Here is a 25,744-nt window from a genome sequence, read left to right as displayed (position 1 = left end):
ATTTATTAAATAGGGGTTTTTGTTGCAAATCGGGGCTATTTTTTGTAGCTGTGCTGGTCAAATAACTGAAAAAATTGATTTTGAAAAATTACAGAATCTCATACGTAACAAAGTAGCATGGATTGAAAAATTTGAATTAGCCTGCGCTGAAAAAACACATCAAAAAATTATAAATTTTTTAAGCCTTAAAAAACCTGAAGGTCTGATTATTCTTGCTTGCTCTCCCAAAAATAAAGAATCTGTATTTCAGAAGCTCGGGGAAAAAGCGGGAATCAATCCATATATGATAAATATAGTTAACATTAGAGAACAGGTTGCATGGGTTATTAAAGACAGAGATAAGGCTCTTAAAAAAGCATTTATACTTTTCAGTGGAGCATTAGAAAGGCTAAAAAAACAAAAGCCTCTTTTTGAAATAAAAATACCTATCTGCAATGATATCATGATAGTGGGAGGCGGCATTGCAGGAATTGTCGCAGCAAATAGTCTTTCCAAAGCTGGCAAAAAGGTTTATCTCATTGAACAAGAATGCTCTTTGGGAGGCAAAATTGTTAAATATGAAAAACTTTTCCCAGACCTTACATGTGGTCCATGCATGATTCATCCAATGATTGAAGAAGTTTTAAACAGTAATATAGAACTAAGGCTTAATTCAAAAGTAGAAGAATTAAAGGGCTTTTATGGAGCTATTTTTGCTAAGATTTTATCGAAGCCAATGTACGTTAATCCTAAAAAATGTATTGGCTGTTCTGAATGTGAACAGATTTGCCCTGTAAAAGCCATTAAAGTAGAACCAATGAAACTTCCTGTGGTTGCAAGGATAAATTCTGAAAAATGTCTTTATCTTCAAGGACAAGACTGTGATTTATGTATAAAAGAGTGTCCAGTGCCGGAAGCAATAAACTTTGATGAATCAGAAAAAAAAGAAAGTTTAAAAGTTGGTGCTGTGCTATGGGCAACAGGGCTTGAGCTTATGGATTGCAAAGTTCTACCAGAGTTTGGTTATGGAAGGTTTAAAGATGTTTATGATTCATTGGAGTTTGAAGAGATACTAAACATTGAAGGACCAACATCAGGAGAAATAATCACCAGTTCAGGGGAAATACCTGAAAAAATTGCTATTGTTCACTGTGTTGGAAGTCTTGATGAAAATTATTATCCCTACTGTAGCAAAATATGCTGTCAATATGCTTTCAAGTTTAATAGGGTTCTAAGGCAGAGGCTTCCTGAGACAGAAATAGTTCATTTTGTTAAAGAAATAGTTCTTCCAGGTAAAAATGCATACAGACTTTATTCACAGGCATTAAAAGACCCTTTGACAAAAATTCTAAGATATAACGATTTAAAAGAATTAAAAATTACCAAAGAAGATTTATTAAATGTGTATTTTAAAAATGATAAAATTTCCTGTGATATTGTTGTTTTATGTCCTGCAATTATTTCAGATAGAAAAATTGAAGAAATTTCAGGATTATTTTTAACTGGTTCTATTAAAGAGCCACTGACAATAAACGAAACAATAAATGATGCAATGGCGCAGGTTGGGAATCTTCTCTGTTTGTTTAAAGAAGAAAAAATAATCAAACAGCCATTTATAGCTAAAATAGACTATAATAAATGCAGCCGTTGTGGTATATGTATATTCCAATGCCCATATAAAGCAATTGAAATTGAAATGGGAGAAGTAAAAATGATGGAAATTCTATGTGAAGGATGTGGAACATGTGTAGCTTCCTGCCCTTCAAATGCAATTGGACTTAATGGTTACTCTGATGAAGAAATTTTATCTGAAATATATGGAATATTGAATGCAACCAAGGAGGTAGATAATGGAAGTACTGTTGCTTGATGCCAGAGGATTAAAATGCCCGCAGCCAACAATTCAGATGACAATCAAAGCATTAAAAATGAAAAAAGGCGATATTCTTGAAGTTATCGCAGATTGCCCAACTTTTGAAAATGATGTAAAAAACTGGTGCAGAAGAAATAATAAAACTCTTTTATGGATTAGGGATGAAGGCAATGGAGTAAAAAGATGTCAGGTTCAGTTTTGAAAGTTTTTTTGGTTATCTGTCTTCTACTAATCCCTTCCTTGTTCACCAGCGTACAATTACTATTTGCTGAACAACAAAATGATTCCATAGTTCTTGGCATGTCTGCAGCATTTAAAGGACCTTCAAGAGGACTTGGAATAGAGCTTTACAGAGGAGCAATGGCATATTTTGAACATATTAACAAAAATGGCGGTATTTACGGAAAAAAGATTGTTATTAAAGCCTATGATGATGGCTATAACCCAAGTCCCACTATAAAAAACACTATAAAACTCGTTGAAGAAGATAAAGTGTTTACGCTTTTTAACTATGTGGGAACTCCAACTGTAACCAGAATACTACCAATACTTAAAAGTTACAGTAACAGAAATATTTATTTATTTTTTCCTTTTACAGGTGCTCTTCCTCATAGAAAACCTCCTTATAATGAATATGTATTTAATTTAAGAGCATCCTATGAACAGGAAACAGGTGGGCTTGTTGAAAATTTCATAAAAATTGGCAGAAAAAAAATAGGAATTTTTTATCAAGCAGATGCTTACGGAAGAAGTGGATGGGATGGTGTAAGAAAAACGCTCGCAGAGTATGGCTCTAAAATAGTTGCAGAAGCAACATACAAAAGAGGTGCAAAATATTCAGAAAGCTTTAGGAAACAAGTTGAGATTCTGAAAAATGCAGGAGCAGATGCTGTCATATCTGTAGGTGCTTATGCTGCCTGCGCAGGATTTATTAGAGACGCAAGAGATGCAGGATGGGATGTTCCTATTGCGAATGTATCTTTTACTGGAAGCGAGTTTATGATAAATCTTCTTCTTGAAGAAGAGAAAAAAACAGGCAAAAAATACACTTACAATTTAATAAACTCTCAGGTTGTACCCAGTTATGAAGACATGAGCCTATCAGCAGTAAGACAATATAGAACTCTTATGGATAACTATAATCCAATGATACCTCCAGAAATTATGGAAAAAGACTATAAACCTCTCAAATATAGCTTCGTAAGCTTTGAAGGCTTTCTCAATGCAAAAGTTATTGTTGAAGTTCTAAAAAGACTCGGTAAAGAACCAAAAAGAGAAAACATTAAAAAGGTAGTAGAAAACATAAAAAATCTGGATATTGGAATTGATGAAAAAATTAGTTTTTCTTCAATAAAGCATCAGGCACTGGATAAAGTTTATTATACAACTTATAAAAATAATAAATTTGTTCCAATCAAGGACTGGAGCGAGTGGAAAAAATGAGAATGTCAAAGTTATTTCAGAAAACTCTCTTGGGGATAATATTTCTCTTTGCTATTATATTTATAACAATAAGTGTTTTTTCTGGCTGGCATCTTTATAATAATCTATCTGAAGAATACAAATCAAAAGGAACTGCTATTGCAAGTAGTATTGCCTCATCTTCTGCAGAAACAATACTCAATCTTGATTCAGCAACTGTTCAGGCGATGATAGACCAATTTCTTGAAATTGAAGGAGTTTCCTATGTTTTTGTTGTGGACTCAACAGGTGAGATAATTTCGCATACATTTATTCCAACAATTCCAGAAGAAATTAAAAGAATCTCACAAATACATAAAACCGGGATAAGAGATGTAAGCATAGAAGGTATTGGAGATTTTTCAGATATAGTCTCTCCAATTACAGAAGGAGCTGTTGGATATGTTCATGTAGGCATGAATAAAAACAACATTAATCAGAAAATGTGGGCTGTGCTTGGTAAACAGCTCACCCTTCTTTCTTTAATTTTTATTTTCAGTGTTCTTCTTGCTTATTTTATGGTAAATAGAATATCACAACCCCTTAACCAGCTCACTGAGTATGCTAAAAAACTCCTTGCTCATGATTTTGATGCTAAAGTAGATATCAAATCAAAAGATGAAATCGGTCTTCTTTCAAATACAATGCAATCAATGGCAAACAATATAAATGAAGTATTTGACAGATATGAATTTGCACTTAAAGATGCTGTAGTAGAACTTCAGGATACGCTTGCTTACTTAACTACAATAATTGATAACATGGCAGATGGACTTATTGTTGTTGATAAAGATGGTGTGATAAACCATATTAATCCTGCTGCCTCAGAAATGTTTGGCAAAGCAGAGTTTGAGATGATAGGGAAAAATGTAAAGATTCTTGGAAAGGAGCTTGATAAGCTGGTAAAAAAATCACTTAATACTGAGGAGATTGTTTCTAATGAAATAAATCTCGTTAATGAAAGAGTTGGAAAGGCTGTTGCAAAAAGTATTAAAAAAGAATATTTTTCTGAAGAATCCGAAGCTAAGGGAATTCTTGGCTCTGTAATTTTAATAAGAGATATTACTCAGGAAAAAGAAGTTGACAGGCTTAAAACGGAATTTATTACTGTTGTAAGCCATGAACTAAGAACTCCGCTTACTTCAATACTCGGATTTATTGAAATAATAAATAAAAAATTTACAGAAAATATTCTTCCACATCTTGATATGAATAACTTCAGGTTATCCAAAGCTGTAAACAAGATAAATAAAAATTTTAAAATAATTCTTTCTGAAGGAGAGAGAATAACTTCATTAATAAACGATGTTCTTGATATCTCCAAACTTGAATCAGGCAAAGCTATATGGAATTTCAAAGAAATTTCAATACAGGGAGTAATCACAGATGCGTATAAAGCGCTTTCATCTCTTTTTGAGCAAAAAGGAATCCCCTGTTATATAGAAATTCAGCCCTCTCTTCCATTTATCAATGCTGATAGAGAAAGGCTCATTCAGGTAGTTATTAATCTTCTTTCAAATGCTTTAAAGTTTACAGAAAAAGGATATGTAAAATGCAAAACCGCACTCAATGCAGATGAGATTGTTGTGAGCGTGGAAGATAGCGGAATAGGTATTCCAGAAGAAGAAAAAGAAAGGATTTTTGAGAAATTTAAACAGGTAGGAGATTTAATAAGAGGCAAGCCAAAAGGCACAGGACTGGGACTTGCAATCTCAAAACAGATTGTGGAAGCTCATGGAGGAAAAATTTGGGTTGAAAGTGAATTAGGAAAAGGAAGCACCTTTTATTTTACAATCCCTTTAAAAAGAAAGGAGGAGTTTAATGAAAATATTAATAGTTGATGATGAATCTCTTATCAGAGAGTTGATTTTACAAATAATTGATGAGTTAGAAGATATGGATATAGAAACAATTGAAGCCTGTGATGGAGTTGAAGGGCTTGAGTTAATAAAAAAAGAAAAACCCGATATAGTCTTATTGGACATAATGATGCCAAAGATGAGCGGATTTGAAATATGTAGAATTTTGCAGAAAGAGCCTCCCTCTTGGGACATGAAAGTTGTTATGCTTACAGCAAAAGGGCAGGAAATAGATAAACAAACTGCTAAAGAATTAGGAGTAAAATGGTATATTACAAAACCATTTAAAATAGATGATATAATAAAACTTTTAAAAGAACTTACAGAGGTGCACTGAATGAAACTTGAAAAATTTTTTATAAAACCTGAAAATTCTCTGCTTATAATAATTGATGTTCAAGAAAAACTTGCTAAAGCCATGAAAGAGGAAATTGTTGAGAAAACTTTGAAAAATATTACAACACTTATTGAGCTTTGTAAACTCTATCACATTCCAATAGTTTTTACTGAGCAGTATCCAAAAGGATTGGGCAAAACCTTAGATAGAATCAAAACATTGATAAATGAAGAAGCTATTGAAAAAATTAGCTTTAGCTCAGTTGGAGAAGAAAAGTTTGCAAACAAAATTAAAGACATTGGAAGGCAGAAAATTATTCTTACAGGTATGGAAACCCATGTATGTGTCTTTCAGACAGCGGTTGACCTTCTCGCAAGAGATTATCATGTTTTTGTGCCCTATGACGCTGTCTGTAGCCGCAGAAAACAAGATTGGCAAATTGGGCTTGAGCTTATGAAACAAGCTGGTGCAGTCATATCCTGTACTGAAACATTGGCATTTCAGATTCTTAAAAAAGCTGGGACAACAGAGTTTAAAAAAATTCTGGAGTTTATAAAATGATTGACTTGCACATTCACAGTGTTTTTAGCGATGGAGAATTAATTCCTGCAGAAATAATCAGAAGAGCCGAAGCAATTGGCTATAAAGCTCTTGCAATAACTGATCATGCAGATCACTCAAATATTGACCTAATTATTCCCAGAATTGTTAAAGTGATGGAGAGAATCCAACCTTTTACTAATATGGTTTTACTTCCTGGGATAGAGATTACTCATGTCCCACCAGATACAATTCCTGATTTAGCAAAAGAATCTCGCAGACTCGGGGCAAAAATCGTTATTGTTCATGGTGAAACACTGGTTGAGCCTGTTAAAGAAGGAACAAACATAAAGGCTTTACAGTCAGATATTGATATACTTGCTCATCCAGGCTTGATAACTGAGGAAGAGGCAATAGAGGCATCAGCCCGAAATATATATCTTGAAATTACTTCAAGAAGAGGGCATAGTCTTAGCAATGGACATGTTGCTCATGCAGCCCTAAAGTATGGAGCAAAACTTGTTATTAATACTGATTGTCATTCACCAGGAGATTTTATTTCAAAGGAGTTTGCTATAAAAATACTGAAAGGTGCCGGATTAATAGAAAAAGAAATTTATAAGGTATTCCAGAATATGGAAGAAATTATAAGGAGGAAGATTAAGTGAAACAAAAACCAGAAGATGTACAAACACTTAAAGAAAAACTTTTTGCACAAAAAAAGAAATTAGTAATCGGAATTTTTGTATTTCTCGGTATAGTTTTCCTGATAACAGGTTTTTATGTTTATAACCTTAAACAAGAAACTGATGCAAAAGAGCTTCAATACGAAGCATACAAAGCATTGCTTCAGCAAAAATTTTCGCAGGCAGGTGATTTATTTATTAAAGCCTATGAGAAAAAGAAAAATATTACTTATCTTATAAATGCAGGTTATGCATACTCTTTTGCAGGAGATAACAAGAAAGCTATTGAATATTTAAGCAAAGTAGCAAGTATGAATGATGAAAATTTCTCAAATCTTGCAAAATTTAAAATGGCAATGATTTATCTTAAAGACAATGATAAAGAGCGCGCAACTAAAACTTTAAAAGAAATTATAGATGGTAAATCAACTGTAATGAAAGATGTTGCACTATTTGAAATGGCAAAAATATCGGATAATAAAGATGAAGCAAAAAAATATTATGAAGAGATTATAAATAAATTTCCTTCTTCTACAATGGTTGAATCTGCAAAAGCAGAACTACAAAAATTAAGTAATTAAGCTTTTTTATTATTTTTTGCCTTTTTAGTTTTGCTAACAGATGAATTTTTCTTCTTTTTCAATGTAACTTTCTTTTTTGGTTTTTTATTTTCATGAAATTTATCTTCATTTGTAGGTGTAAATTTATCATGAGGAGGAATCATTATTTTTGTCTCTGGTTTTAAGTTCTTAAATACTTCATTACCATTCATCTCATAAAGAACAGTTGGTGAAAATCCTGTTTTTTTAGCAATTTTATAAACTGTATCACCTTTTTTTGTTACATATGTATCATGGCTGAATCTTTTTTCAGGTGGTATCTTTTCAAAGTTTGATAAAAAATCTTCTTTTTTACCTTCAGGAATTCTAATAATGTACTCTTTAACATTCATAGGAGTAGACCATCTTTTAAGTTCTGGATTCAATTCTTTGATTATACTTACATCAACCTGTGCACACTTGGCAATTATATCAATATCAGTAGGAGAAGGAATAACAACCTCTTCATAATTAATTGTTTCATGTTCTTTTATGTTATTAAATCCAAAACTCTCTGGCTGCTTGGCAATTGTTATAGCTGCAATATATTTTGGCACATAATTTTTTGTTTCTCTTGGTAGATACTTTGTATTAAGAAGCATCCAGTAATCATTCTCAGCAACCCTGTTCATGGCTTTATAAATTCTTCCTTCGCCAGCATTATAAGCTGCCAAAGCCAGTGACCAGTCTCCAAACATTTTGTAAAGATCTTTAAGATAGTTTGCCGCAGCAACAGTTGATTTAATGGGATCTTTTCTTTCATCCCTCCACCAATCAACTATTAAACCATACCTTTTTGCAGTGCTTTCAATAAACTGCCATGGACCAACAGCTTTTGCTCTTGAGCGAGCATTCACATTAAATCCACTTTCTATTAAAGGCAAATAAACAAGATCCTCTGGTAAGCCCTTTTCCACAAGTATTTCTTTCATTTTTTCAATATACTTTGTAGAACGGCTAAGCCAAAGAGAAAATTTTTCTTTCAGTTTTTCAGAGAATAAAACAATATTTTTTTCTACTCTTTCAATAAAGCTTTCCTTTGTATCTGGTAAAAGCTTAAAATCTTCGTTGCCTAAAAATATTACTTCTTTTTTCTCATCTTGCTTGATAACAGGAGAGGTCTCTTCAGAATAACAAGGAAGGCAAAAAATCAAAGTAAAGAAAAGAAATAAAACAACCACGTTTTTCATAACTATTTTTTATACCTTAAAGCAAACTAAATTTTCAAGTTTTCTGAAACTCTGAAAAATATAAAACTGCCGATATTATTTTTATTTCATTTGCTTAATTGCGGCATTTTTTCATCAAATAAGGCTTTAGATAAATGTTTAAAAAATTTATAAAATAATATGCTAAAAAGCAAAAATTGATAAAAAATTAAAATATTTGACAAAAATAAGCAAAAATTAACAATAAACTCTTTTATTTGTTCTTGATTGGAAATTTAATTTCAGGTTATATTAGCACTCAGTTAAGATAGTTGCTAATAATCAAAAAAACAAAAATAAAAAAGGAGGGAGGATATGAAGATTAAGCCACTCAAAGACAGAGTAGTTGTAAAATTCTCATCTGAAGAACTTGAAAAAACCCCAGGAGGAATTTATGTGCCTGACGTAGCAAAGGAAAAACCACAGAAAGGCACTGTTGTTGAAATTGGTTCTGAGGTAAAAGAAGTAAAAGTAGGTGACACAGTTCTTTTTGACAAGTATGCAGGATCAAAAATTAAAGTTGATGATGTAGAGTATTTAATCATTAAAGAAGAAGAAATACTTGGAATAGTAGAAAAATAAAAAAGGAGGGGATGATATGGCAGCAAAGCAGTTAATATTTGGTGATGCAGCAAGACAGTCTATTCTTAAAGGTGTTACACTCCTTACTGATGCTGTAAAAGCAACATTGGGACCAAGAGGAAGAAATGTAGTAATTGAGAGAAAATTCGGTTCTCCCAATGTAACAAAAGACGGTGTCACAGTTGCAAAAGAGATAGACCTTAAAGAGCCCTTTGAAAACATGGGAGCTCAGCTTGTTCGTGAAGTTGCTTCAAAAACATCTGATGTTGCTGGTGACGGAACAACAACAGCAACAGTATTAGCCTATGCTATTTACAAAGAAGGTCTTAAATATGTTTCAGCTGGTGCCAATTCAATGGACCTCAAAAGAGGAATTGACAAAGCAGTTGAAGCAGTTGTTGAGGAACTTAAAAAAATCTCAAAGCCTGTTGTAGATAAAAAAGAAATTGCTCAGGTTGGAACTATCTCTGCAAACAATGATGTTTCCATAGGTGAGTTGATTGCTGAAGCAATGGACAAGGTTGGGAAAGACGGTGTTATAACTGTTGAAGAAGCAAAGGGAATGGCTACAACCCTTGATATAGTAGAAGGAATGCAATTTGACAGAGGATATATTTCACCTTATTTCATTACTGATCCAGAAAGACTTGAGTGTATTCTTGAAGATGCTTTTGTTTTAATCCATGATAAAAAAATATCAACTATGAAGGACTTACTCCCAATTCTTGAGCAGATTGCAAGAATGGGTAGACCGCTTCTCATTATTGCAGAAGATGTTGAAGGTGAAGCACTTGCAACATTGGTTGTAAACAAACTCAGAGGAGTACTTCAGGTTTGTGCTGTAAAAGCACCAGGATTTGGAGAAAGAAGAAAAGCAATGCTTGAAGACATAGCTATTCTGACTGGTGGAACAGTTATTTCTGAGGACATAGGCCTCAAACTTGAGAATGTCAAAGTTGAAGACCTCGGCAAAGCAAAGAAAATAATTATTGACAAAGATAACACAACAATTGTTGAAGGGGCTGGTGATCCACAAAAGATTCAGGCAAGAATCAAGCAGATAAAGGTTCAGATAGATGAAACTACTTCAGATTATGACCGCGAAAAACTTCAGGAAAGACTTGCAAAACTTGCAGGCGGAGTTGCAAGAATAAATGTTGGTGCAGCCACTGAAGCGGAAATGAAAGAAAAGAAAGCAAGAGTAGAAGATGCATTAAACGCGACAAGAGCTGCTGTTGAAGAAGGAATTGTTCCTGGTGGTGGAGTAGCGCTTCTGAGATGTCAAAAAGCATTAGAAAAAATAAAATTTGAAAATCATGACCAACAACTTGGAGCTGAGATAGTTAAAAAAGCTCTTGAGGAACCAATAAAGCAGATTATAGCAAATGCAGGAGTTGAAGCTACCCTGATTGTTGAGAAAGTCAAAGAGAATAAGAATATCAATTATGGATATGATGCTTATGCAGAAAAGTTTGTTGATATGATGGAGGCTGGAATTATAGACCCAACAAAAGTTACAAGAACAGCTCTCCAGAATGCTGCTTCTGTGGCAGGCTTAATGCTTACAACAGAGGTTCTTGTAGCTGAAATTCCTGAAGAGGAAAAGAAACCTCCAATGCCATCACCTGATATGTATTAATTTTCTCGCCAATTTACAGAGGAGCAGACATCAATTGTCTGCTCCTTTTTTTCTTGAAAAACCGCACATTTTATTGTAATATTCAATTGATGAAAATTCTTTTAGTGGAAGATGACAGAGTACTTGGCGAAAGCCTTGAAGAATATCTAAAGCTTGAAAACTTTGAAACTCTTTGGCTATGGGATGAACGAAAACTTCCCAATGTGCTAAATGTCTATGAATTTGATGTAATTGTGATTGATTTAATATTAAATTACAGTCGCGGTGAAGATTTAATAACATTTATACGAGAAAAAGGAATAAAAACACCAATTCTTATATTAACAGCAAAAAAAAGAGTTGAAGATAAAGAAACATGCTTTTTAAGAGGTGCTGATGACTATCTTACCAAACCTTTTGAACCAAAAGAGCTTGTTTTGAGGCTATTAGCACTAAGCAAAAGGAAGCATATAGACAGTATGATAAACATAGGTGATATCAGTATTAATATTGATACAAAAATTATTTTAAAGGGAAGTAAAGAAATAAAACTTTCAAAAACCGCATGGGACTTATTAACATTGTTTGTAAAAAGAAAAGGAGAGATAATTGATAAAGAAACAATTTTAAACTATGTATGGGGTGGGAAAGCAGTAGGCGAAGAAGTTATAAGAGCATATATAAAAGAGTTAAGAAAAGTGCTTCCAGAAGGAACTATTCAGAACTATAAAGGAAGAGGATATAAATTAAGTTGAGATTTCAAACAAAAATATTTATTCTATTTCTGTTTTCAGCAGTGATTATCTTTTCTACGATAAACTTCATAACAATCTACTTTTTTAAGGAAGAATATATTAAATTTGAAAATGAATTTACCTCTATCTATCAGGATATTTTAAAACACGGTAAAAACCACCCTCTCCCGCCTTATTTGAAAAGATACGGAGATGAAATAATTATTGATAAAACATACTATGAAGAGAGATTTGCGAGATACTCCAAAACAGTGCTTATTTGGGAAGCTTTATTTATTTTGATTTTAAGCTTTCTTTTCTATAAAGTTTTAGTTTTAATAAACAAAAAAGAAATAGAGCATGAAGAATTCTTAAAATTTCTCTTTTTTGTTTTATCTCATAAAATTGGAAATTTTCTCTCTGTAATGAAAACAAATATAGAAATATTAAAACTTAAACCTGAACTGAGAGTTCTTGAAAGAATTGAAAATAGTTGCAATCTTATTGATGATGAAATAAAGAAATCCATGGAGGCAATAAAGAAGCTACCCAAAATATCAAAAAGCAGACAGACAGTTAATTTGAATGAGGTAGTAAACAAAACGGTTTCAAAGTTTGTGACTGATAAAAAAGTAATCTTTACTTCAAGACAACTTTTTCTTGATATAAATCCTGAAGCATTTGAAACAATAATTTTCCTTCTTCTTGACAATGCCTTCAGATACTCCCGAAGCAAAGTGCACATAAAAATTTGCAGTGACGTAATTGCCATAAGAAATGATTTCTCAGAGATTCTTAAAGGTTCAGGAATAGGATTACAAATAGTTGAATATCTATGCAGGATACATAAATTCTCTATTAAATATAGAGCTAAGGGAGAGCATTTCCTAACTATTTTAAAGTTTCTATAAAGATACAGATTACACCATCTTTCAAAGCTTGTAAAGGGGCATTTTAAGCCTGATAAGTTTTCTCTTGATGGTTTCTACTTCTTATTATTTCTAAATCGGCATTAATATCAACAATTAAGGCTCCCATATCATCCCCTCTCTTTCAATCCTATCCTGCGAGGAATTTTCTCATTTTTTAAAGGAGAAGATCCATTGGGATGATTCTCTTCAATTTAATAGCCTCGATTTTGATAAATTAAATTTACTCTGTGTGATATAATTATATATGCCGGAGATTTCAAAAAATCAGAAAAATCAAATAATTCACTTGCTCAAAACTCTTCTTCACAATGAAGAAAAGGTAGTTTTTGCCTATCTTTATGGTTCTTTTATTGAGCAAACCTTTTTCAATGATATTGATATAGCAATTTATTGCTCAGAAATAGAATCAGTATTCAACTTTCAGGCAGACATGAAAATTAAAATTTCTAATGAATTAATAAATGCAGGGATAGACATAGCTCCAGATTATATTGATTTAAGAGTAATTAACAATGCTCCCTATGACTTTCTAATTGAAGTTCTTGATAGAGGTGTTCTAATTGTGGACAAAAACCCGGAATTAAGAACAAATCTTATTGAAAAAGTATCACTCAATTATCGTATAAATCAAATAGTCCTCAATGAGTTTTATAGGTAAATAATGAATATTGATGTAAAGAGAATTTCTCAATATATTTATGAAATCAAAGAGAATACAGACGATATAAAATCAATACTTGAAGATTTCTCTCCTGAAGAAATTTTAAATAATAAAAGGATTCTTAAAGCTTTAAAGTTTAGTCTTGTTGAGATTGCTGAATCAATCTCTCTAACAATCCAGCACATACTTGCAAAAAATTACGGTATCCCTGTAAAAGGCTATATTGATACAATCAAAAAAGCCAGAGAAAAAAATATAATTGATGAATCTATATATGTCTCTCTTAAGCCTTTTTTTGATTTCAGAAATATCTTGATTCACAGATACTGGCAAATTGATGACTCTCTGCTTCTTAAGAATGTAAAGGAAAATTTAGAAAGTTTCTATCAGTTTATAGAAACAATCAGAGAAAAATTCATCAAATAAATCTCTCACACAACTTTCACAATTTTTTGATGTTTTTTTGCTAAACTATACTCAGCTAAAAAAGGAGGCTTAAAATGAGAGTCCGTGTAGCTTTTTTATTGGTTTTTCTTTTTATATTATCCCCTGCCCTGTCAATTGCTGTTGATGAACTTTATCTTACAGGGAAAGTAATTAATTATGAACCAGATACTGGCAAAATAAAGATAGATGTTCTAAGCAGTTCATGTAAAGGTGTTAGAGAGTTCTGGGCTGAAAAGGGTCTTTCAAAGGATTTACTCATCAACAAAGTCATCAGTTTCGGAATTGATTCAAATCATTGTGATAAATTTAAAATACATAAAATACGAACACCTCTTTTGAATTGAGGTTATCATGAGAAAATTGTTTTTCTTTATTTTTCTATTTTTCATTTCTCTTTTGATCAAGGATCATCCTACAGTAGAATCAATTGATATGGCAGATTACTGCTATGTTCCTCCCTCAATTGGACAGATTGCTTCTCCAAATGTTCTATTTGTAATAGATGTCAGTGGTTCAATGTCATGGTGTGCCTATAATCCTAAAACTGACAGAGAGGACTGCTGTGGCACAAGCACAGGCTGTGGATGGACATATAAAGGAACAGAGGAAGGATACTTTAATCCTGATAAACTATATGAAAGACAATTTATATCTATTCCAAATGTGGGTAATGGATATGTATGGGTAGAAACAACAGGAACTGAAACAACATGCCCCAAAAGAGCATACGATATTGATACATCCAAGAAATATAAAGGTGCATGTCTCAATTTCATATATATGACAAGAGTTGACCTTGTAAGATGGGCAATAACAGGAGGAAAACTTAGCTCTTGCACCTCAAATGATCCAAAAAAATGTGACCCAGAGCTCTACGGACAACCAGCTGCCAATCTCAGCTGTGACAGCAGTGGCTGTTTTCTTGAATCAGAATCAGGAATAAAGGTAAAAGTTCCCTGGACAAGAATATATGATAGCCTCACCTTTCAGTTCAGAAGTTTGACTTTACAGCCAAGACTTGGGGTAATGTTTTACAGCGGAACAGGAGTCAGAAGCAACAAAGTACATGTTGGTGATTTTACTTCAAGTGCCAGTTTTGATGGAGTTAATCCCTACAAAAATTTAATTGCTGCCATAAACTATGAGTCACCATCAGGTGCAACTCCCACTGCTCCTGCTTTATGGGATGCCTATAACTATTTTGCCCAGAATAGCCCGAAATATGGAGGGTTTACTCCCCAAAGTGGTAGTGGAGACCAATGGCGTAATCCCATGTATCAATGTGTTGATGAAGATAACAACGGAGTCTGTCAGGGAAGTGAACTTAAGCTTGTTCCCTGTGCAAAAAACTTTGTAATACTTCTTACTGACGGGCAGTGGAATTACGGTGGATATCCCGTTACCTCAACATGTAAGATAGACACAGGATATGAAGCAAATTCAGCAGATCCTGTTGTCCCTGCTTATTGGCTTCATAAAAAAGGTTTTACTAATGCACCAACAGGAATTTCTTCCTATGTGGAAGCAGTTTACGGAATAGGTCTCTGGCTTGGAGGCACTGGAGAAAAATCTTTAAAACAGGTTGCCATGTATGGAGCCTTTGACAGAACAAAAACATGGCCCGATGCTTTAAGTAGTTATCCCCAAACAAGCTGTAGTTATGTTGATGACTGCTGTTCAACAACTAACTGCGGGAAAGGCAGTTCCTGTGCAACTCTTCCAACATCTTCTTCTGACTGGGATAAAGATGGAGATGGAAAACCCGATACTTTTTATTCAGCCTCTGATGCAACTGAAATAAAGGAAGCAGTGAAAACCGCCATATTTGATATTCTCCGCCGCGCATCCTCAGGTTCTACTGTTGCAACTCTTGCTTCAAGAACTGGAATATCAAGCCTTGTTATTCAGCCATATTTTTATCCCAAGTATCAGAGGGAAGATGGTACAGAACTTGGATGGCTTGGATTTTTACGAAGTTTCTGGATTGATCTTAGTCAAAACCTTAGAGAGGATACAGTTGAAAAATTTATTCTCAATATTTTGAATACCATTGATAAAATATTCCAGTTTGTTATAGTTGATGACCAGACAAAAACAGCGGTGCTACAGGGTGGAACTGATACATGTCAGCTTCAAGAGGTAAAAGAAATATCTGAGCTTAAAGCAGTTTTTGACAGCGGTTGCTGGCTTGCAAACATAGATACTTCCTCAAGAAACATAAAATACAATAAAAACGGAGTCCTGACAGATTTCACCACCACAGAGGCATCTACACTTGCTACAGTATGGCAGAGCATTGACTCAACAGTGGATTCAACAAAAGCAGGCTGTATAATAAGATATCTAAGAGGCGAGGATTTGTCAGGTGACGCCACATGTAAAACCCTTTCCTATGTTCAGAGACCAAGAGAACTGAATATACAATCATTCTGTGGGATAAATCAAACAAAAACATGGAAGCTTGGGGATATAATCCATTCTACTCCATCAGTTGTCTCTGATCAGCCTGTTAATATCTATCACATAAAATACGGAGATAGTACATATGCAGAATTTATAAGACAGGATAGTTATAAAAATCGTCCATCATTAACTTTTGTAGGCGCAAACGATGGAATGCTTCATGCATTCAGAGTAGGAACAATTGTAAATCAGGCAAATCTTGAAAAACCTTCAAAACTACAAAATTCACCTACTGATACAGGAACTGATAAAATTGGAAGGGAAGAATGGGCATTCATTCCAAAGAATGCTATACCCTATCTTATATGGTACGGAAAATCCGACTACTGTCATGTTCCAACTGTTGATTACAGAACCCTTGTTGTTGATGCAAAGGTGGATGGGACATGGAAAACTCTTCTTGTAGGAGCCATGGGATTTGGGGGAAAAGCCTTAAGTAGTTATTCATCAAGTGTCTTTGTTCTTGATATTACAGACCCTTTAAATCCTTCTCTCTTATGGGAAAAATCCCTTGATGATCAAACTCTTACGCTTTCTTTTCCTGCTGTCACAAAAATTGGCAGTAGCTGGTATGTGGTTACAGGAACAGGACCGAGCAGCCCTGATGGAACAAGCTTTTCTTCTTCCACAAAAATATATTTTTTAAACATTAGAGATGGAACATTAGCAAAAGATTTTACACTTTCTCTATCAAGCAATATCTATGCTGCAACTGGAGATATAATGCCTGTTGATGTTGATTTTGATTATTCTGATGATGCGATTTATTTCGGGCTGTATGGATTAAAAAGCGGGAAAACCTGGGGCATGTTTTACAGAATTGTTGTTAAAAATGGACTTGCCTCGGCAACTGTCTCAAAGGCAATAGATCTTGAAACATTCAAAACTTCAACATATAATGAAGCTCCTCCTGTCTTTGCTGCTTCCACATTTACAAAGGATGAATATGGCAATCTCTGGGTTTTCTTTGGAACAGGAAGATATCTTGCTCAGGCAGACAAAACCATTGCCTATAAAAACTATCTTATAGGATACAAAGACCCATGCTGGGATGGCTCCTGTTCAAATACTTATTCAAAAACTAACCTTACAGATACAACTTCAGTCACCGTTCAGGCAACAGTTACAGAGATTAAAAAACTATGCTCCTGTTCAGGTAGTTCCTGCGGGCTTGTGGATGTTGTGTATGATACAACACCTATAAGTTCAATTCAAGAAGTAACCCGCGGATGGTATTATGAGCTTACAGGAGAAGCAATAATAAGCCAGCCTGCCATATTTGGCGGAGTATTAGATGCTTTAAGCTTTGCTCCTCCTTCAAATATATGCGCCTATGAAGGAAATTCAAATCTTCTTGCCTTATATTATAAATCAGGTACCGCCTATCCAAGACCTGTTGTGCTTTCAAGTCTGGCAACAAGTGGAACTCAAGGAACTGTAACTGTATATCCGAAGATTTCTCTTGGCAGAGGTGTGCCTCCCTTGGGAAATCCATTTCAGATAACAACTGGAATAAGCTCAAGGGAGTATACAAAGTTTATTCAGGTATCAGCTGGGATTGTGCTTAGAGTGGAACAACAGGTAGCTACAGGATATGAAAGCAGGTTTATTTCATGGATAGAAAAATAGCAGGTTTCAGCATTCTTGAGCTTTTAATAATCATAGCAATTCTGTCAATTCTCATGTATGTTGGTGTTTCCCAGTATACAAAATATAAAGCAGACAGAGAACTCATGAGACAGGCAAATATGCTCACAGATGAAATAAGCTGGATAAAATCTCAATCAATTTCTAAAGAACCCTATGGAATAGTAGTCAATATAGGTAGTTATACAATATTTAAAGATTCAGACGGAAACTGTAACTTTAATAATGCTGAGACTGTTAAATCTCAGAGTTTTATTTCTGGAATAACTGCCACTGTTTCTCAGACATTGGTTTTTGATAGAAAAGGATATCCAAGAACTATAACATGCGCGCTGGGAGTAAGTAGCATCACCTTAAAAAACATTAATAATAATCAAAAAATAATAGAAATAAGCAAATATGGAAGAACTCAAATTAAATAATAAAGGTTTCACTCTTATTGAACTTCTTATTGCAATGCTCATTGTACTTATTGTAATGCTTGGTCTTTTAAAAGGAATTCTTGAATATAACAAATTTTCAATAAGAGCAAAAATGAAAGACAAAGCAACGGAAATAGCGAAACAGTTTACAGCTTATATTGAAAGTCTTCCTTATGTAAGTGATGGAAGCGGAATTCAATCAATACTTTATGCAAATAATTCTTCATGGAATAATGTAATCTGTAATTCAACATCTTGCAGTTTTTTTGAAAGTGAGACAGATTTTTACAATATAGGTTCACCTACAGGAACGAACCCAATTGACGGACTTTCTTCAAAATTAAGACTGTATCCTTCATCTAATAATGTAAATGCACAATGTAGCTGTAGTGGTAGTAACTGTCCAAGCACTCTTCCTGTATGCACATATGAAGGATTTTCAGGCAAAAAAATATACTTAGCTGTGAATATTGCAAGAATAATTGATGATTATGGCAGAGAAACAGGTAAAGCAGCTTCAGTTATGGTGTGGTATTTTGAGCCATTTACAAATACTCTTAAGCAGATGACTTCCGTAGTAATTAAGGAAAAAAGATGAAAAGAGGTTATTCAATTGTTGAAATACTAATTGTAATTGCAATCATGGGTATTTTAGCAGCAGGCATTCTTTCTGCATATAGATTCATAGCAAAGGAAAATGTAACTAAGCATATCGTTGCAAAACAGGAAGCTGATGTAGGAGTTCTTATTAATCAGCTTTTAAAGGATGTTGAATCTGCAGGATTTGGAGTGGACGTTGATAATTTGACTTCAACAACAATAACATCAGGAATTTTAAAGTTTCCTTCATTAGCCTCAAGAGAAGAAATATGGTCAGGATGCTGGGCGGTTTTAGACAATGGTAGCTTAACAATAAAAAGTAAAAACTTTATGGGACAGGACTGCGAATTTCCCAGTGCCTGGTACATTATTCTTGACTCTATAACTAAAAAAAATTTATGCCCTTCAACTCTTGACTATCTATGCAATGACTTAACAGGCATGAGTGGCTTAGGTTTTTATGCTACAACAAATGATGATTATAAATATCCTCAATCTTTTATGGTTAGTTATAGCCTTACACAGACAAACTTACCGAAGGAATGTGCACAGGGAACATATAATCTTATCAAAACAATTGGGACATCAGGATATGCAGGTTATCAGGCAAATCAACCAATTATTTCATGTGTTTTACCAAATAGTTTCAAAGTTAGAGCAGGTATACAAAGTGGTGGTTCAATTATTTATCAGGATTCAGTTTCTTCTTCAGATATTCAAAGTCATAACCTTAAACTATTCCGTATCTGCCTTATTCTTCAGGTTGGTGGAAAGCAGGATACTGTAACAACCAAGCCGCAGTTCAGTACAGACTGTGGAGGAGGTCCAACCATAGATAGCACGTGGTGGAATAATATAGGGAGGTGGTATAGATGGAAGGTAATAGAGCAGGATATTCAATTAAGAAACTATCAATAAACAATAGAGGAATCTCTCTTTTTTCTGCTATATTGATTGCACTTTTTGCATTGTTAGCACTTGCAGGACTTTATTTTGCCCTTACAAAACTTTTAGGAACTTCACAGACAATAAAAACATACGCTTCAGTTCGTGATGCAGCAGTTGGTGGGATTCATCATGCTGTAATAATGATTCAATCTGGTTCATTTAACGAATATAGCGTTGGAGAATGCACATCAAGTCCTATTGAACTTAAGTTCAAGCTTTACGGAAGTAATACGCTTTTTAGAAATAATATAACTGTATGCCTCAATGCATATAAAACTCCTCCAGGATATGAAATAACAGGAGTAGCATATTCAAAGTTTGGCGCAGGATATAAAGGTTTTATTTATACCATAATCTCAGAAGCAGAAGGACCTGAAAGTACTCATTCCCGTATAGAAGCTGTTTATGCAAGATAGTTCAGATTATGCCCCTGCTGAATTTTTGTAAACAGGGTTAATCAATAATTCCAAAAAGCAATATATCAATCTTGATCTTACAGTTTGTTTTAACTTCTTGAGAAAAATAAAAACTTAAATTACTCCTAATGCTTTACCAACTTTTTTGAACGCTTCAAGGACTCTATCAAGATGCTCATCTGTATGAGTTGCCATATAACTTGTTCTTATGAGAGCTTTTCCAGGAGGAACAGCTGGAGATACAGCCACATTGGCAAATACTCCTTCTTCTTGAAGCATCATAACAAATTTAAATGCCAGTTCGTCTTCTCCAACAATTACTGGAATTATTGGTGTTTCTGCTACTCCGATATCAAATCCAAGTTCTTTAAATCCTTTAAGCATCTTATTTGTATTTTTCCACAGTTGTTCCCTGCGTTCTGGCTCACTTTCAATTATGTCTATAGCTGCAGAAACCGCAGCTACTGATGCAGGTGGCGGGCTTGCACTGAAAATAAAAGACCTTCCAAAGTGTTTGATATAGTTTATAACATCCTTTTGTCCTGCAATAAACCCTCCAATTGATGCAAGAGATTTGCTGTATGTTCCCATTATCATATCAACTTCATTTTCAAGTCCGAAATGTTCAGCAGTTCCACGACCTGTTACTCCAAGCACTCCTATTCCATGAGCATCATCAACCATAAGCCTTGTACCATATTTTTTGCATAAAGCTACAACTTCTGGAAGTTTAACTATATCTCCTTCCATACTAAATACTCCATCAACTACTACAAGCCTGGGCTTCCCTTCAGATTCTCTAAGAATTCTTTCCAAATCATCAATGTCATTGTGCTTATATCTTTTAACTTCACCAAAGGAAAGACGACATCCATCAACAATACTTGCATGGTCCATCTTATCAATGATTACAATATCATCCTTTCCAATTAATGATGAAATTACTCCAAGATTTACCTGAAATCCTGTTGTAAATATTAAAGCAGCTTCTTTTCTCATGAATCTTGCCAATTTTTCCTCAAGTTCCACATGAATATCAAGCGTTCCATTTAAAAACCTGGAACCTGCGCATCCTGTTCCATATTTTTTAATAGCATTGATTGCAGCCTCTTTAACCTTTGGATGATTGGTAAGCCCAAGATAGTTGTTTGAGCCTATCATAATCATCTTTTTACCATTCATTATTACTTCAGGACCTTGGGCAGACTCAATTACCCTGAAGTATGGATAAACTCCTATTTTTTGAAGTTCATATGCTATTGTAAATTTAAAACATTTTTCAAATACATCTTTTTTCATATCCATTGATTCATTCTGTACCATTTTGCGGTCCATTCCATCCCTTCCTTTAACTTAGTTTTTGTTTTAAAACCGAGCAATTGCTCAGCTTTTTGTGTATCACAAACCCAGCAGGGCTGAACAAGCTCTTTGAGTTTATCGCTATTTATTATACTTTTTTTATCAAATTTTTGAAATACTCTTATGAAAAACATTCCGATTCCCTTAGGAATTTTAATTTTGACAGGTCTTTTACCTACTGCATCAGAGATAGCCTCAACTATCTGATGAGTGTCATATGGCTGAGATTCAGCAATAAAAAAAGTTTCACCAACTGCTTTTTCACTCTTTGAAGCAGTAATAATGCCATTGACAAGGTCATTCACATAAATCATTGAATAGATGGCTTCTGTAAGATATAAAACCACCCCCACCTTAATCATTTTAAAAAATGTAAGAAAATCACTATCTCTTGGTCCATAAACAGCAGGTGGTCTTATTATTGTAATTGGAAGTTTATCTTTGAAAAATTCCACTGCTTTTTCTCCCATTAATTTGCTTTTTCCATATTCTGATATAGGTGCAGGTTCTGTTTTTTCATCAACAGGTTTTCCATCTCTGCATGGTCCTACAGCTGCAAGACTGCTTACATGAACAAATCTTTTAAGAGAAGGATTCCTCTCAGCTACTACTTCTACAAGATTTTTTGTACCAAGATAGTTTGATTGGAAAAATTCTTCAGGATGGGTTGCTTTTGTAATTCCTGATAAATTAAAAATGTAATCAAAATCCCACCTAATTTTTTCAATGGTTTCTTTCTGAGAACAATCTCCCTGAATTATCTTTACATTCAATCCCTGAAGGAAACGAAGCTTCAAAGGATTCCTTACAATACAATAAACGTCAAAATTTTCATTCAAAAGAGCCTCTGTCAGATGACTTCCTATAAAACCCGTTGCACCAGTAATCAGAACTTTCAATTAGCTCTCCTTACTTTGAGAGTTAGCCCTTTTACTTCTTCTACTATAATTTCCTCATCTTTTTTTATTTCTTCATCTGATACAGCTTGCCAGAGTTCTCCATGCACCATAACCATTCCCCTGTGTCTGTCAATATCAGTTTTTGCTATGCCTTTTAAGCCGATGAGTTCTTCAACTCCTGTAACAGGTTTTCTTTTATGTGCTTTATAAGCAAGCCTTAACAAAACTCCAAAAAATAAGGCTGTAACAAGGGTTACAGGAATAATAACTGAAAGAGAAAGCTTGAATAAAGGATTTGCTGTATCAAAAAGCATTATTGAACCGAGTATAAAACATATTACTCCTCCAAGTGTTAGCAGTCCATGAGATGTAAATTTGAGCTCAAGAATAAATAAAATTACTCCAAGAAGAATAAGTCCTGCTGCTGCGTAGTTTATTGGAAGAGTTTGTAAACTGTAAAAAGCAAGGATTAAAGAAATCGCACCAATTACACCTGGGAGTATTGCTCCCGGATTGCTCAGTTCAAATATAATCCCATATATCCCGATCATCAAAAGAATATAAGCAATATTAGGGTCACTTATAAAGTTAAGGAGTTTTTCTCTAAAGTTCATTTCAATTTTATTTATTTTTGCAGTCTTTGTATTTAAAGTAACTTCACCCCGTGCTGTTTTTACTTTCATGCCGTTTATGTCTTTCATAAGACTATTTAAATCATCAGCAATTAAATCTATTACTTTAAGTTTCAATGCCTCTGTTTCAGTGGATGATATACTTTTCCTTACTGCTTGCTCAGCCCATTCAATGTTTCTTCCTCTTTGTTTTGCAATTGATTTAATATATGCAACTGCGTCATTTGTTATTTTTTCTGCCATTGTTTTATCCATTTTTTCTCCACCCATAGCAACAGGATGAGCTGCACCTATATTCGTACCTGGAGCCATTGCAGCTATATGAGCAGCAAGTGTTATAAAAGCACCTGCACTTGCAGCACGAGCACCTTTAGGTGAAACATACACAACAATCGGGATTTGAGAGTTAAGCATCTCTTTAATTATGCTTCTCATTGATGTATCAAGTCCTCCTGGTGTATCAAGCTGGATTATAACTGCCTCTGCATTTTGTTCATGGGCTTTTTGTATTCCCTTTATTGTGTATTCTGCATGAGGTGGATTTATAACCCCATTTACTGTAAGAACAATTATCTCTTTTGCATAAACGGATGTAGAAAGAAAAGAGATTAACAGGCAAATAAAATATTTTATCAAAGATAATAAATGTTTATTTAGTAACTCTCTATTTGCCATGAAGAATTATAACAAACTTTTAATTTTTTCTTTTAATAAAACAATTGCCTTGTCTGTAAAGTCTTTGTCAATAAATCCCAAGCTTGTTGGAATTTCAAATACTCTTTTGGGTAAACTCAGGTTATCAATATCAAAGCCGCATTTAATTTTAAATCTATATTTATCAGCATAAATTTCTCTTCCAATTTCTGAAAGCTCCTCTTCACTAAAGCCAAATCCCGATAGTTTTAAACACTTATGAATCACATCGGAAGTATATATTTCTCTTGCAAAAAAACATATAACAAGACTTGACAGTATCTGCCTCCATTGTTCTTCTTTAATAATTCTTTCCACTAACTCCTCTACAGTTTTTTGAGTTGTCATTGCTTCTCTGTCAATTGCATATCCAGCGCTGTCAAGATGACTATGCCTTGCCCCAAAGAGATAACCAATATGAGCACCATAACCAGTGTGATATCCTGGCATCTCATTTTTACCATAGGTAAGAGCGAAATCTTTTCCACCATATTTGGATGATGTATAGTCAATGCCTCTTCTCAAATCGTTGAAAAGTTCATTATTGCTGTAGACAATTTTTCTTATGAGTTCTACATAGCATTCTGTGTTTCCCCATTCAGGAACAATTCCATCAGTCATAGTTTCATTTATGATACCTTTTTCAAAAGCTTCTGTAATCCAGGCTAAAATAACACCTGTTGATATAGCGTCAAGTCCCATATCTTCTACAGCTTCAATAAGTTTTAATACATCTTCAGAAGAAGTTATTCCAAGCATTGAGCCAAGAGCATAAATTAATTCGTAATCATATGAAAGATAAACCGTTCTATAAAAGTATGGTTCATCTTCATAGGGTTTTCGTAAAGTAGCTAAATGAATACAAGCAACAGGGCAGTGAGAGCAAGCAACTCGCCTACCGAGATGTTTTTCTGCAAAAGACTCACCTGATATGTTTTCAATTTTTTCAATTTCATTTGTTAAAAGATTTTTTATAGGAATCCCTTTTGAAAAACTAAGCGGAAGAATATTAGCAGGCGTACCAAGTTCATGATATTTTTTCATTTTTTCCGATTCAGCAAGTTGCAATAATAACTCTTCATAGAGTTGTTTGTATTCTTTAAAGTTTGTTACATTTATGTCTCTTTTGCCTGATATAACAACAGCTTTCAAATTTTTACTCCCGAATACAGCGCCCAATCCCAGTCTCCCAAAATGTCTGTAAGTTTCAAGTGTAACGCAGGAATAACTTATCAGTTTTTCACCTGCTGGACCTATTCTCATTATTGTTCTGAGACCTGCACCTGGCTCTTGCCTTCTTATAAGACTCCCAACTGATAATCCTTCTTTTACCCCCCATAAAGTTGTAGCATCTCTAAAATATACTTTGTCTGAATGGATAGCAATATAGCATGGGCGTTCACTTTTTCCTTTTATAACTATTGCTCCATATCCTGCCATTCTTATAGCAATTGCACTTCTGCCTCCTGCATGAGATTCACCAAGATTTCCTGTATGAGGAGACTTAAACATGGCAACTGTTTTTGATGCTATCGGAAAAAGTCCATTTAATGGTCCCACAGCAAAGATTATAGGATTATCAGGAGAAAATGGGTCTATATCATTGGGACAGTTTTCATGCAAAAGCCTTATTGCAACACCTGTTCCACCAATATATTTTGTAAAAAGTTCAGGTCTTTCCTCAATCCAGAACTTTTTCTTTGTAAGGTCAATGTATAGAACTCTATTTAAAGGATCTTCTTTAATCATTTTCTTACAAACTCCAGAACTTTATAATGGCAGCTTTTAGCACACTCTCCACATTGAATACATATAACAGGCTTATTTTTCCCATTATTCCATCCTATTGCATCAAGAATACAGGCTTTGACACAGTAACCACATCCTGTGCATCTTTCTTCTTTAAGCAAAACTCCTCCTGTTTTTCTTACAATCAATGCATCTTCTGGACAAGCACGAGCACATGGAGGGTCATCACAACCTCGGCATACAAATACTGAAAAACCTCTTGAGATTCCACCCTGAGAACGCACCTTTATACAAGAACTTTCAAGTCCAGCAGCCTGATGTGCCCTTCCGCAGGCAAACATACAGATAAGGCATCCAACACATTTTTCATTATCCTTCACGAAAACAGGCATAATGAAAT

The 25,744-nt window shown here is 34.1% G+C and carries 26 protein-coding genes; 20 read left to right on the top strand and 6 right to left on the bottom strand.

Annotated features, from left to right (window positions below; translation table 11 throughout):
- Positions 1-19 precede the first annotated feature (19 nt).
- From THEYE_RS03055 to THEYE_RS03020, 8 genes are all read left to right on the top strand, one after another.
- The gene (locus THEYE_RS03055) at positions 20-1,849 is read left to right on the top strand and encodes a 4Fe-4S binding protein (protein WP_164924825.1); all 1,830 of its coding nucleotides are present in this window, start codon (positions 20-22) and stop codon (positions 1,847-1,849) included.
- Positions 1,830-2,054 carry a sulfurtransferase TusA family protein gene (locus THEYE_RS03050; RefSeq protein ID WP_012545978.1) on the top strand — a complete coding sequence of 75 codons (225 nt, stop codon included), beginning with the start codon at positions 1,830-1,832 and terminating at the stop codon, positions 2,052-2,054. Before THEYE_RS03055 ends, THEYE_RS03050 begins: the two co-directional genes overlap by 20 nt.
- Before the next feature lie 98 nt (positions 2,055-2,152).
- Complete coding sequence (locus THEYE_RS03045) at positions 2,153-3,295, top strand: ABC transporter substrate-binding protein (RefSeq protein ID WP_200855676.1); 1,143 nt, start codon at positions 2,153-2,155, stop codon at positions 3,293-3,295.
- 2 nt (positions 3,296-3,297) lie between these two features.
- The gene (locus tag THEYE_RS03040; RefSeq protein ID WP_164924824.1) at positions 3,298-5,154 is read left to right on the top strand and encodes a sensor histidine kinase; all 1,857 of its coding nucleotides are present in this window, start codon (positions 3,298-3,300) and stop codon (positions 5,152-5,154) included.
- Entirely contained in the window at positions 5,135-5,509 is a 375-nt protein-coding gene (locus THEYE_RS03035; protein ID WP_012546622.1) for a response regulator, read from the top strand. Before THEYE_RS03040 ends, THEYE_RS03035 begins: the two co-directional genes overlap by 20 nt.
- Complete coding sequence (locus tag THEYE_RS03030; protein ID WP_012545477.1) at positions 5,510-6,070, top strand: isochorismatase family protein; 561 nt, start codon at positions 5,510-5,512, stop codon at positions 6,068-6,070.
- Complete coding sequence (locus THEYE_RS03025) at positions 6,067-6,717, top strand: histidinol phosphate phosphatase domain-containing protein (RefSeq protein ID WP_012545579.1); 651 nt, start codon at positions 6,067-6,069, stop codon at positions 6,715-6,717. Before THEYE_RS03030 ends, THEYE_RS03025 begins: the two co-directional genes overlap by 4 nt.
- On the top strand, positions 6,714-7,316 hold the full coding sequence (locus THEYE_RS03020) for a tetratricopeptide repeat protein (RefSeq protein ID WP_012544965.1): 603 nt from the start codon (positions 6,714-6,716) through the stop codon (positions 7,314-7,316). Before THEYE_RS03025 ends, THEYE_RS03020 begins: the two co-directional genes overlap by 4 nt.
- Here THEYE_RS03020 and THEYE_RS03015 read toward each other — a convergent pair.
- Entirely contained in the window at positions 7,313-8,524 is a 1,212-nt protein-coding gene (locus tag THEYE_RS03015; RefSeq protein ID WP_012546425.1) for a lytic transglycosylase domain-containing protein, read from the bottom strand. The genes THEYE_RS03020 and THEYE_RS03015 overlap by 4 nt on opposite strands.
- Before the next feature lie 333 nt (positions 8,525-8,857).
- On the opposite strand from THEYE_RS03015, the gene THEYE_RS03010 reads away from it, so the two are divergent.
- The 12 genes from THEYE_RS03010 (at position 8,858) to THEYE_RS02955 (ending at position 20,012) form a co-directional block, all read left to right on the top strand.
- A complete protein-coding gene (locus THEYE_RS03010; RefSeq protein ID WP_012546861.1) occupies positions 8,858-9,124 on the top strand; it encodes a co-chaperone GroES in 267 nt (88 codons plus the stop codon).
- Between the two features lie 16 nt (positions 9,125-9,140).
- On the top strand, positions 9,141-10,763 hold the full coding sequence (groL, locus tag THEYE_RS03005; RefSeq protein ID WP_012545192.1) for a chaperonin GroEL: 1,623 nt from the start codon (positions 9,141-9,143) through the stop codon (positions 10,761-10,763).
- A gap of 89 nt (positions 10,764-10,852) precedes the next feature.
- Positions 10,853-11,497, top strand: a complete 645-nt coding sequence (locus tag THEYE_RS03000; RefSeq protein ID WP_012546125.1) for a response regulator transcription factor — start codon at positions 10,853-10,855, stop codon at positions 11,495-11,497.
- Complete coding sequence (locus tag THEYE_RS02995; protein ID WP_012545894.1) at positions 11,494-12,387, top strand: sensor histidine kinase; 894 nt, start codon at positions 11,494-11,496, stop codon at positions 12,385-12,387. Before THEYE_RS03000 ends, THEYE_RS02995 begins: the two co-directional genes overlap by 4 nt.
- Before the next feature lie 265 nt (positions 12,388-12,652).
- The gene (locus tag THEYE_RS02990) at positions 12,653-13,066 is read left to right on the top strand and encodes a nucleotidyltransferase domain-containing protein (protein WP_012545960.1); all 414 of its coding nucleotides are present in this window, start codon (positions 12,653-12,655) and stop codon (positions 13,064-13,066) included.
- Between the two features lie 3 nt (positions 13,067-13,069).
- Positions 13,070-13,495, top strand: coding sequence for a type VII toxin-antitoxin system HepT family RNase toxin (gene hepT / locus THEYE_RS02985; protein ID WP_012546800.1), 426 nt, complete (start codon positions 13,070-13,072; stop codon positions 13,493-13,495).
- 74 nt (positions 13,496-13,569) lie between these two features.
- A complete protein-coding gene (locus THEYE_RS02980; protein WP_012546168.1) occupies positions 13,570-13,860 on the top strand; it encodes a hypothetical protein in 291 nt (96 codons plus the stop codon).
- Positions 13,861-13,867: 7 nt separating this feature from the next.
- Positions 13,868-17,608, top strand: coding sequence for a pilus assembly protein (locus tag THEYE_RS02975; RefSeq protein WP_012545300.1), 3,741 nt, complete (start codon positions 13,868-13,870; stop codon positions 17,606-17,608).
- Complete coding sequence (locus tag THEYE_RS02970) at positions 17,593-18,048, top strand: prepilin-type N-terminal cleavage/methylation domain-containing protein (protein ID WP_012544961.1); 456 nt, start codon at positions 17,593-17,595, stop codon at positions 18,046-18,048. The genes THEYE_RS02975 and THEYE_RS02970 overlap by 16 nt, the downstream gene beginning before the upstream one ends.
- Positions 18,026-18,646 carry a type IV pilus modification PilV family protein gene (locus THEYE_RS02965; RefSeq protein WP_012546114.1) on the top strand — a complete coding sequence of 207 codons (621 nt, stop codon included), beginning with the start codon at positions 18,026-18,028 and terminating at the stop codon, positions 18,644-18,646. The genes THEYE_RS02970 and THEYE_RS02965 overlap by 23 nt, the downstream gene beginning before the upstream one ends.
- Positions 18,643-19,566, top strand: a complete 924-nt coding sequence (locus THEYE_RS02960; protein WP_012545310.1) for a type II secretion system protein — start codon at positions 18,643-18,645, stop codon at positions 19,564-19,566. Before THEYE_RS02965 ends, THEYE_RS02960 begins: the two co-directional genes overlap by 4 nt.
- Positions 19,521-20,012: a hypothetical protein gene (locus THEYE_RS02955; RefSeq protein ID WP_012546438.1), complete on the top strand. Its 492-nt coding sequence runs from the start codon at positions 19,521-19,523 to the stop codon at positions 20,010-20,012. The genes THEYE_RS02960 and THEYE_RS02955 overlap by 46 nt, the downstream gene beginning before the upstream one ends.
- Positions 20,013-20,126: 114 nt before the next feature.
- Here the strand turns inward: THEYE_RS02955 and THEYE_RS02950 are convergent, their stop codons facing one another.
- The 5 genes from THEYE_RS02950 to THEYE_RS02930 are packed head-to-tail and all read right to left on the bottom strand — an operon-like array spanning position 20,127 to position 25,724.
- Complete coding sequence (locus tag THEYE_RS02950; RefSeq protein ID WP_200855675.1) at positions 20,127-21,335, bottom strand: aminotransferase class I/II-fold pyridoxal phosphate-dependent enzyme; 1,209 nt, start codon at positions 21,333-21,335, stop codon at positions 20,127-20,129.
- Entirely contained in the window at positions 21,308-22,270 is a 963-nt protein-coding gene (locus tag THEYE_RS02945; protein ID WP_012545841.1) for an NAD-dependent epimerase/dehydratase family protein, read from the bottom strand. The genes THEYE_RS02950 and THEYE_RS02945 overlap by 28 nt, the downstream gene beginning before the upstream one ends.
- Positions 22,267-23,577, bottom strand: coding sequence for an NfeD family protein (locus tag THEYE_RS02940; RefSeq protein WP_012546843.1), 1,311 nt, complete (start codon positions 23,575-23,577; stop codon positions 22,267-22,269). Before THEYE_RS02940 ends, THEYE_RS02945 begins: the two co-directional genes overlap by 4 nt.
- Positions 23,578-23,583: 6 nt before the next feature.
- Positions 23,584-25,344 carry an aldehyde ferredoxin oxidoreductase N-terminal domain-containing protein gene (locus THEYE_RS02935; RefSeq protein ID WP_012545652.1) on the bottom strand — a complete coding sequence of 587 codons (1,761 nt, stop codon included), beginning with the start codon at positions 25,342-25,344 and terminating at the stop codon, positions 23,584-23,586.
- The gene (locus tag THEYE_RS02930) at positions 25,341-25,724 is read right to left on the bottom strand and encodes a 4Fe-4S dicluster domain-containing protein (protein ID WP_200855674.1); all 384 of its coding nucleotides are present in this window, start codon (positions 25,722-25,724) and stop codon (positions 25,341-25,343) included. The genes THEYE_RS02935 and THEYE_RS02930 overlap by 4 nt, the downstream gene beginning before the upstream one ends.
- Positions 25,725-25,744: the final 20 nt, after the last annotated feature.

The sequence above is a fragment of the Thermodesulfovibrio yellowstonii DSM 11347 genome (assembly GCF_000020985.1).
Classification (GTDB): Bacteria; Nitrospirota; Thermodesulfovibrionia; order Thermodesulfovibrionales; family Thermodesulfovibrionaceae; genus Thermodesulfovibrio; species Thermodesulfovibrio yellowstonii.
Note: the sequence above shows the minus strand (reverse complement) of the source record. Positions and strands in the feature narration are given on the sequence as shown.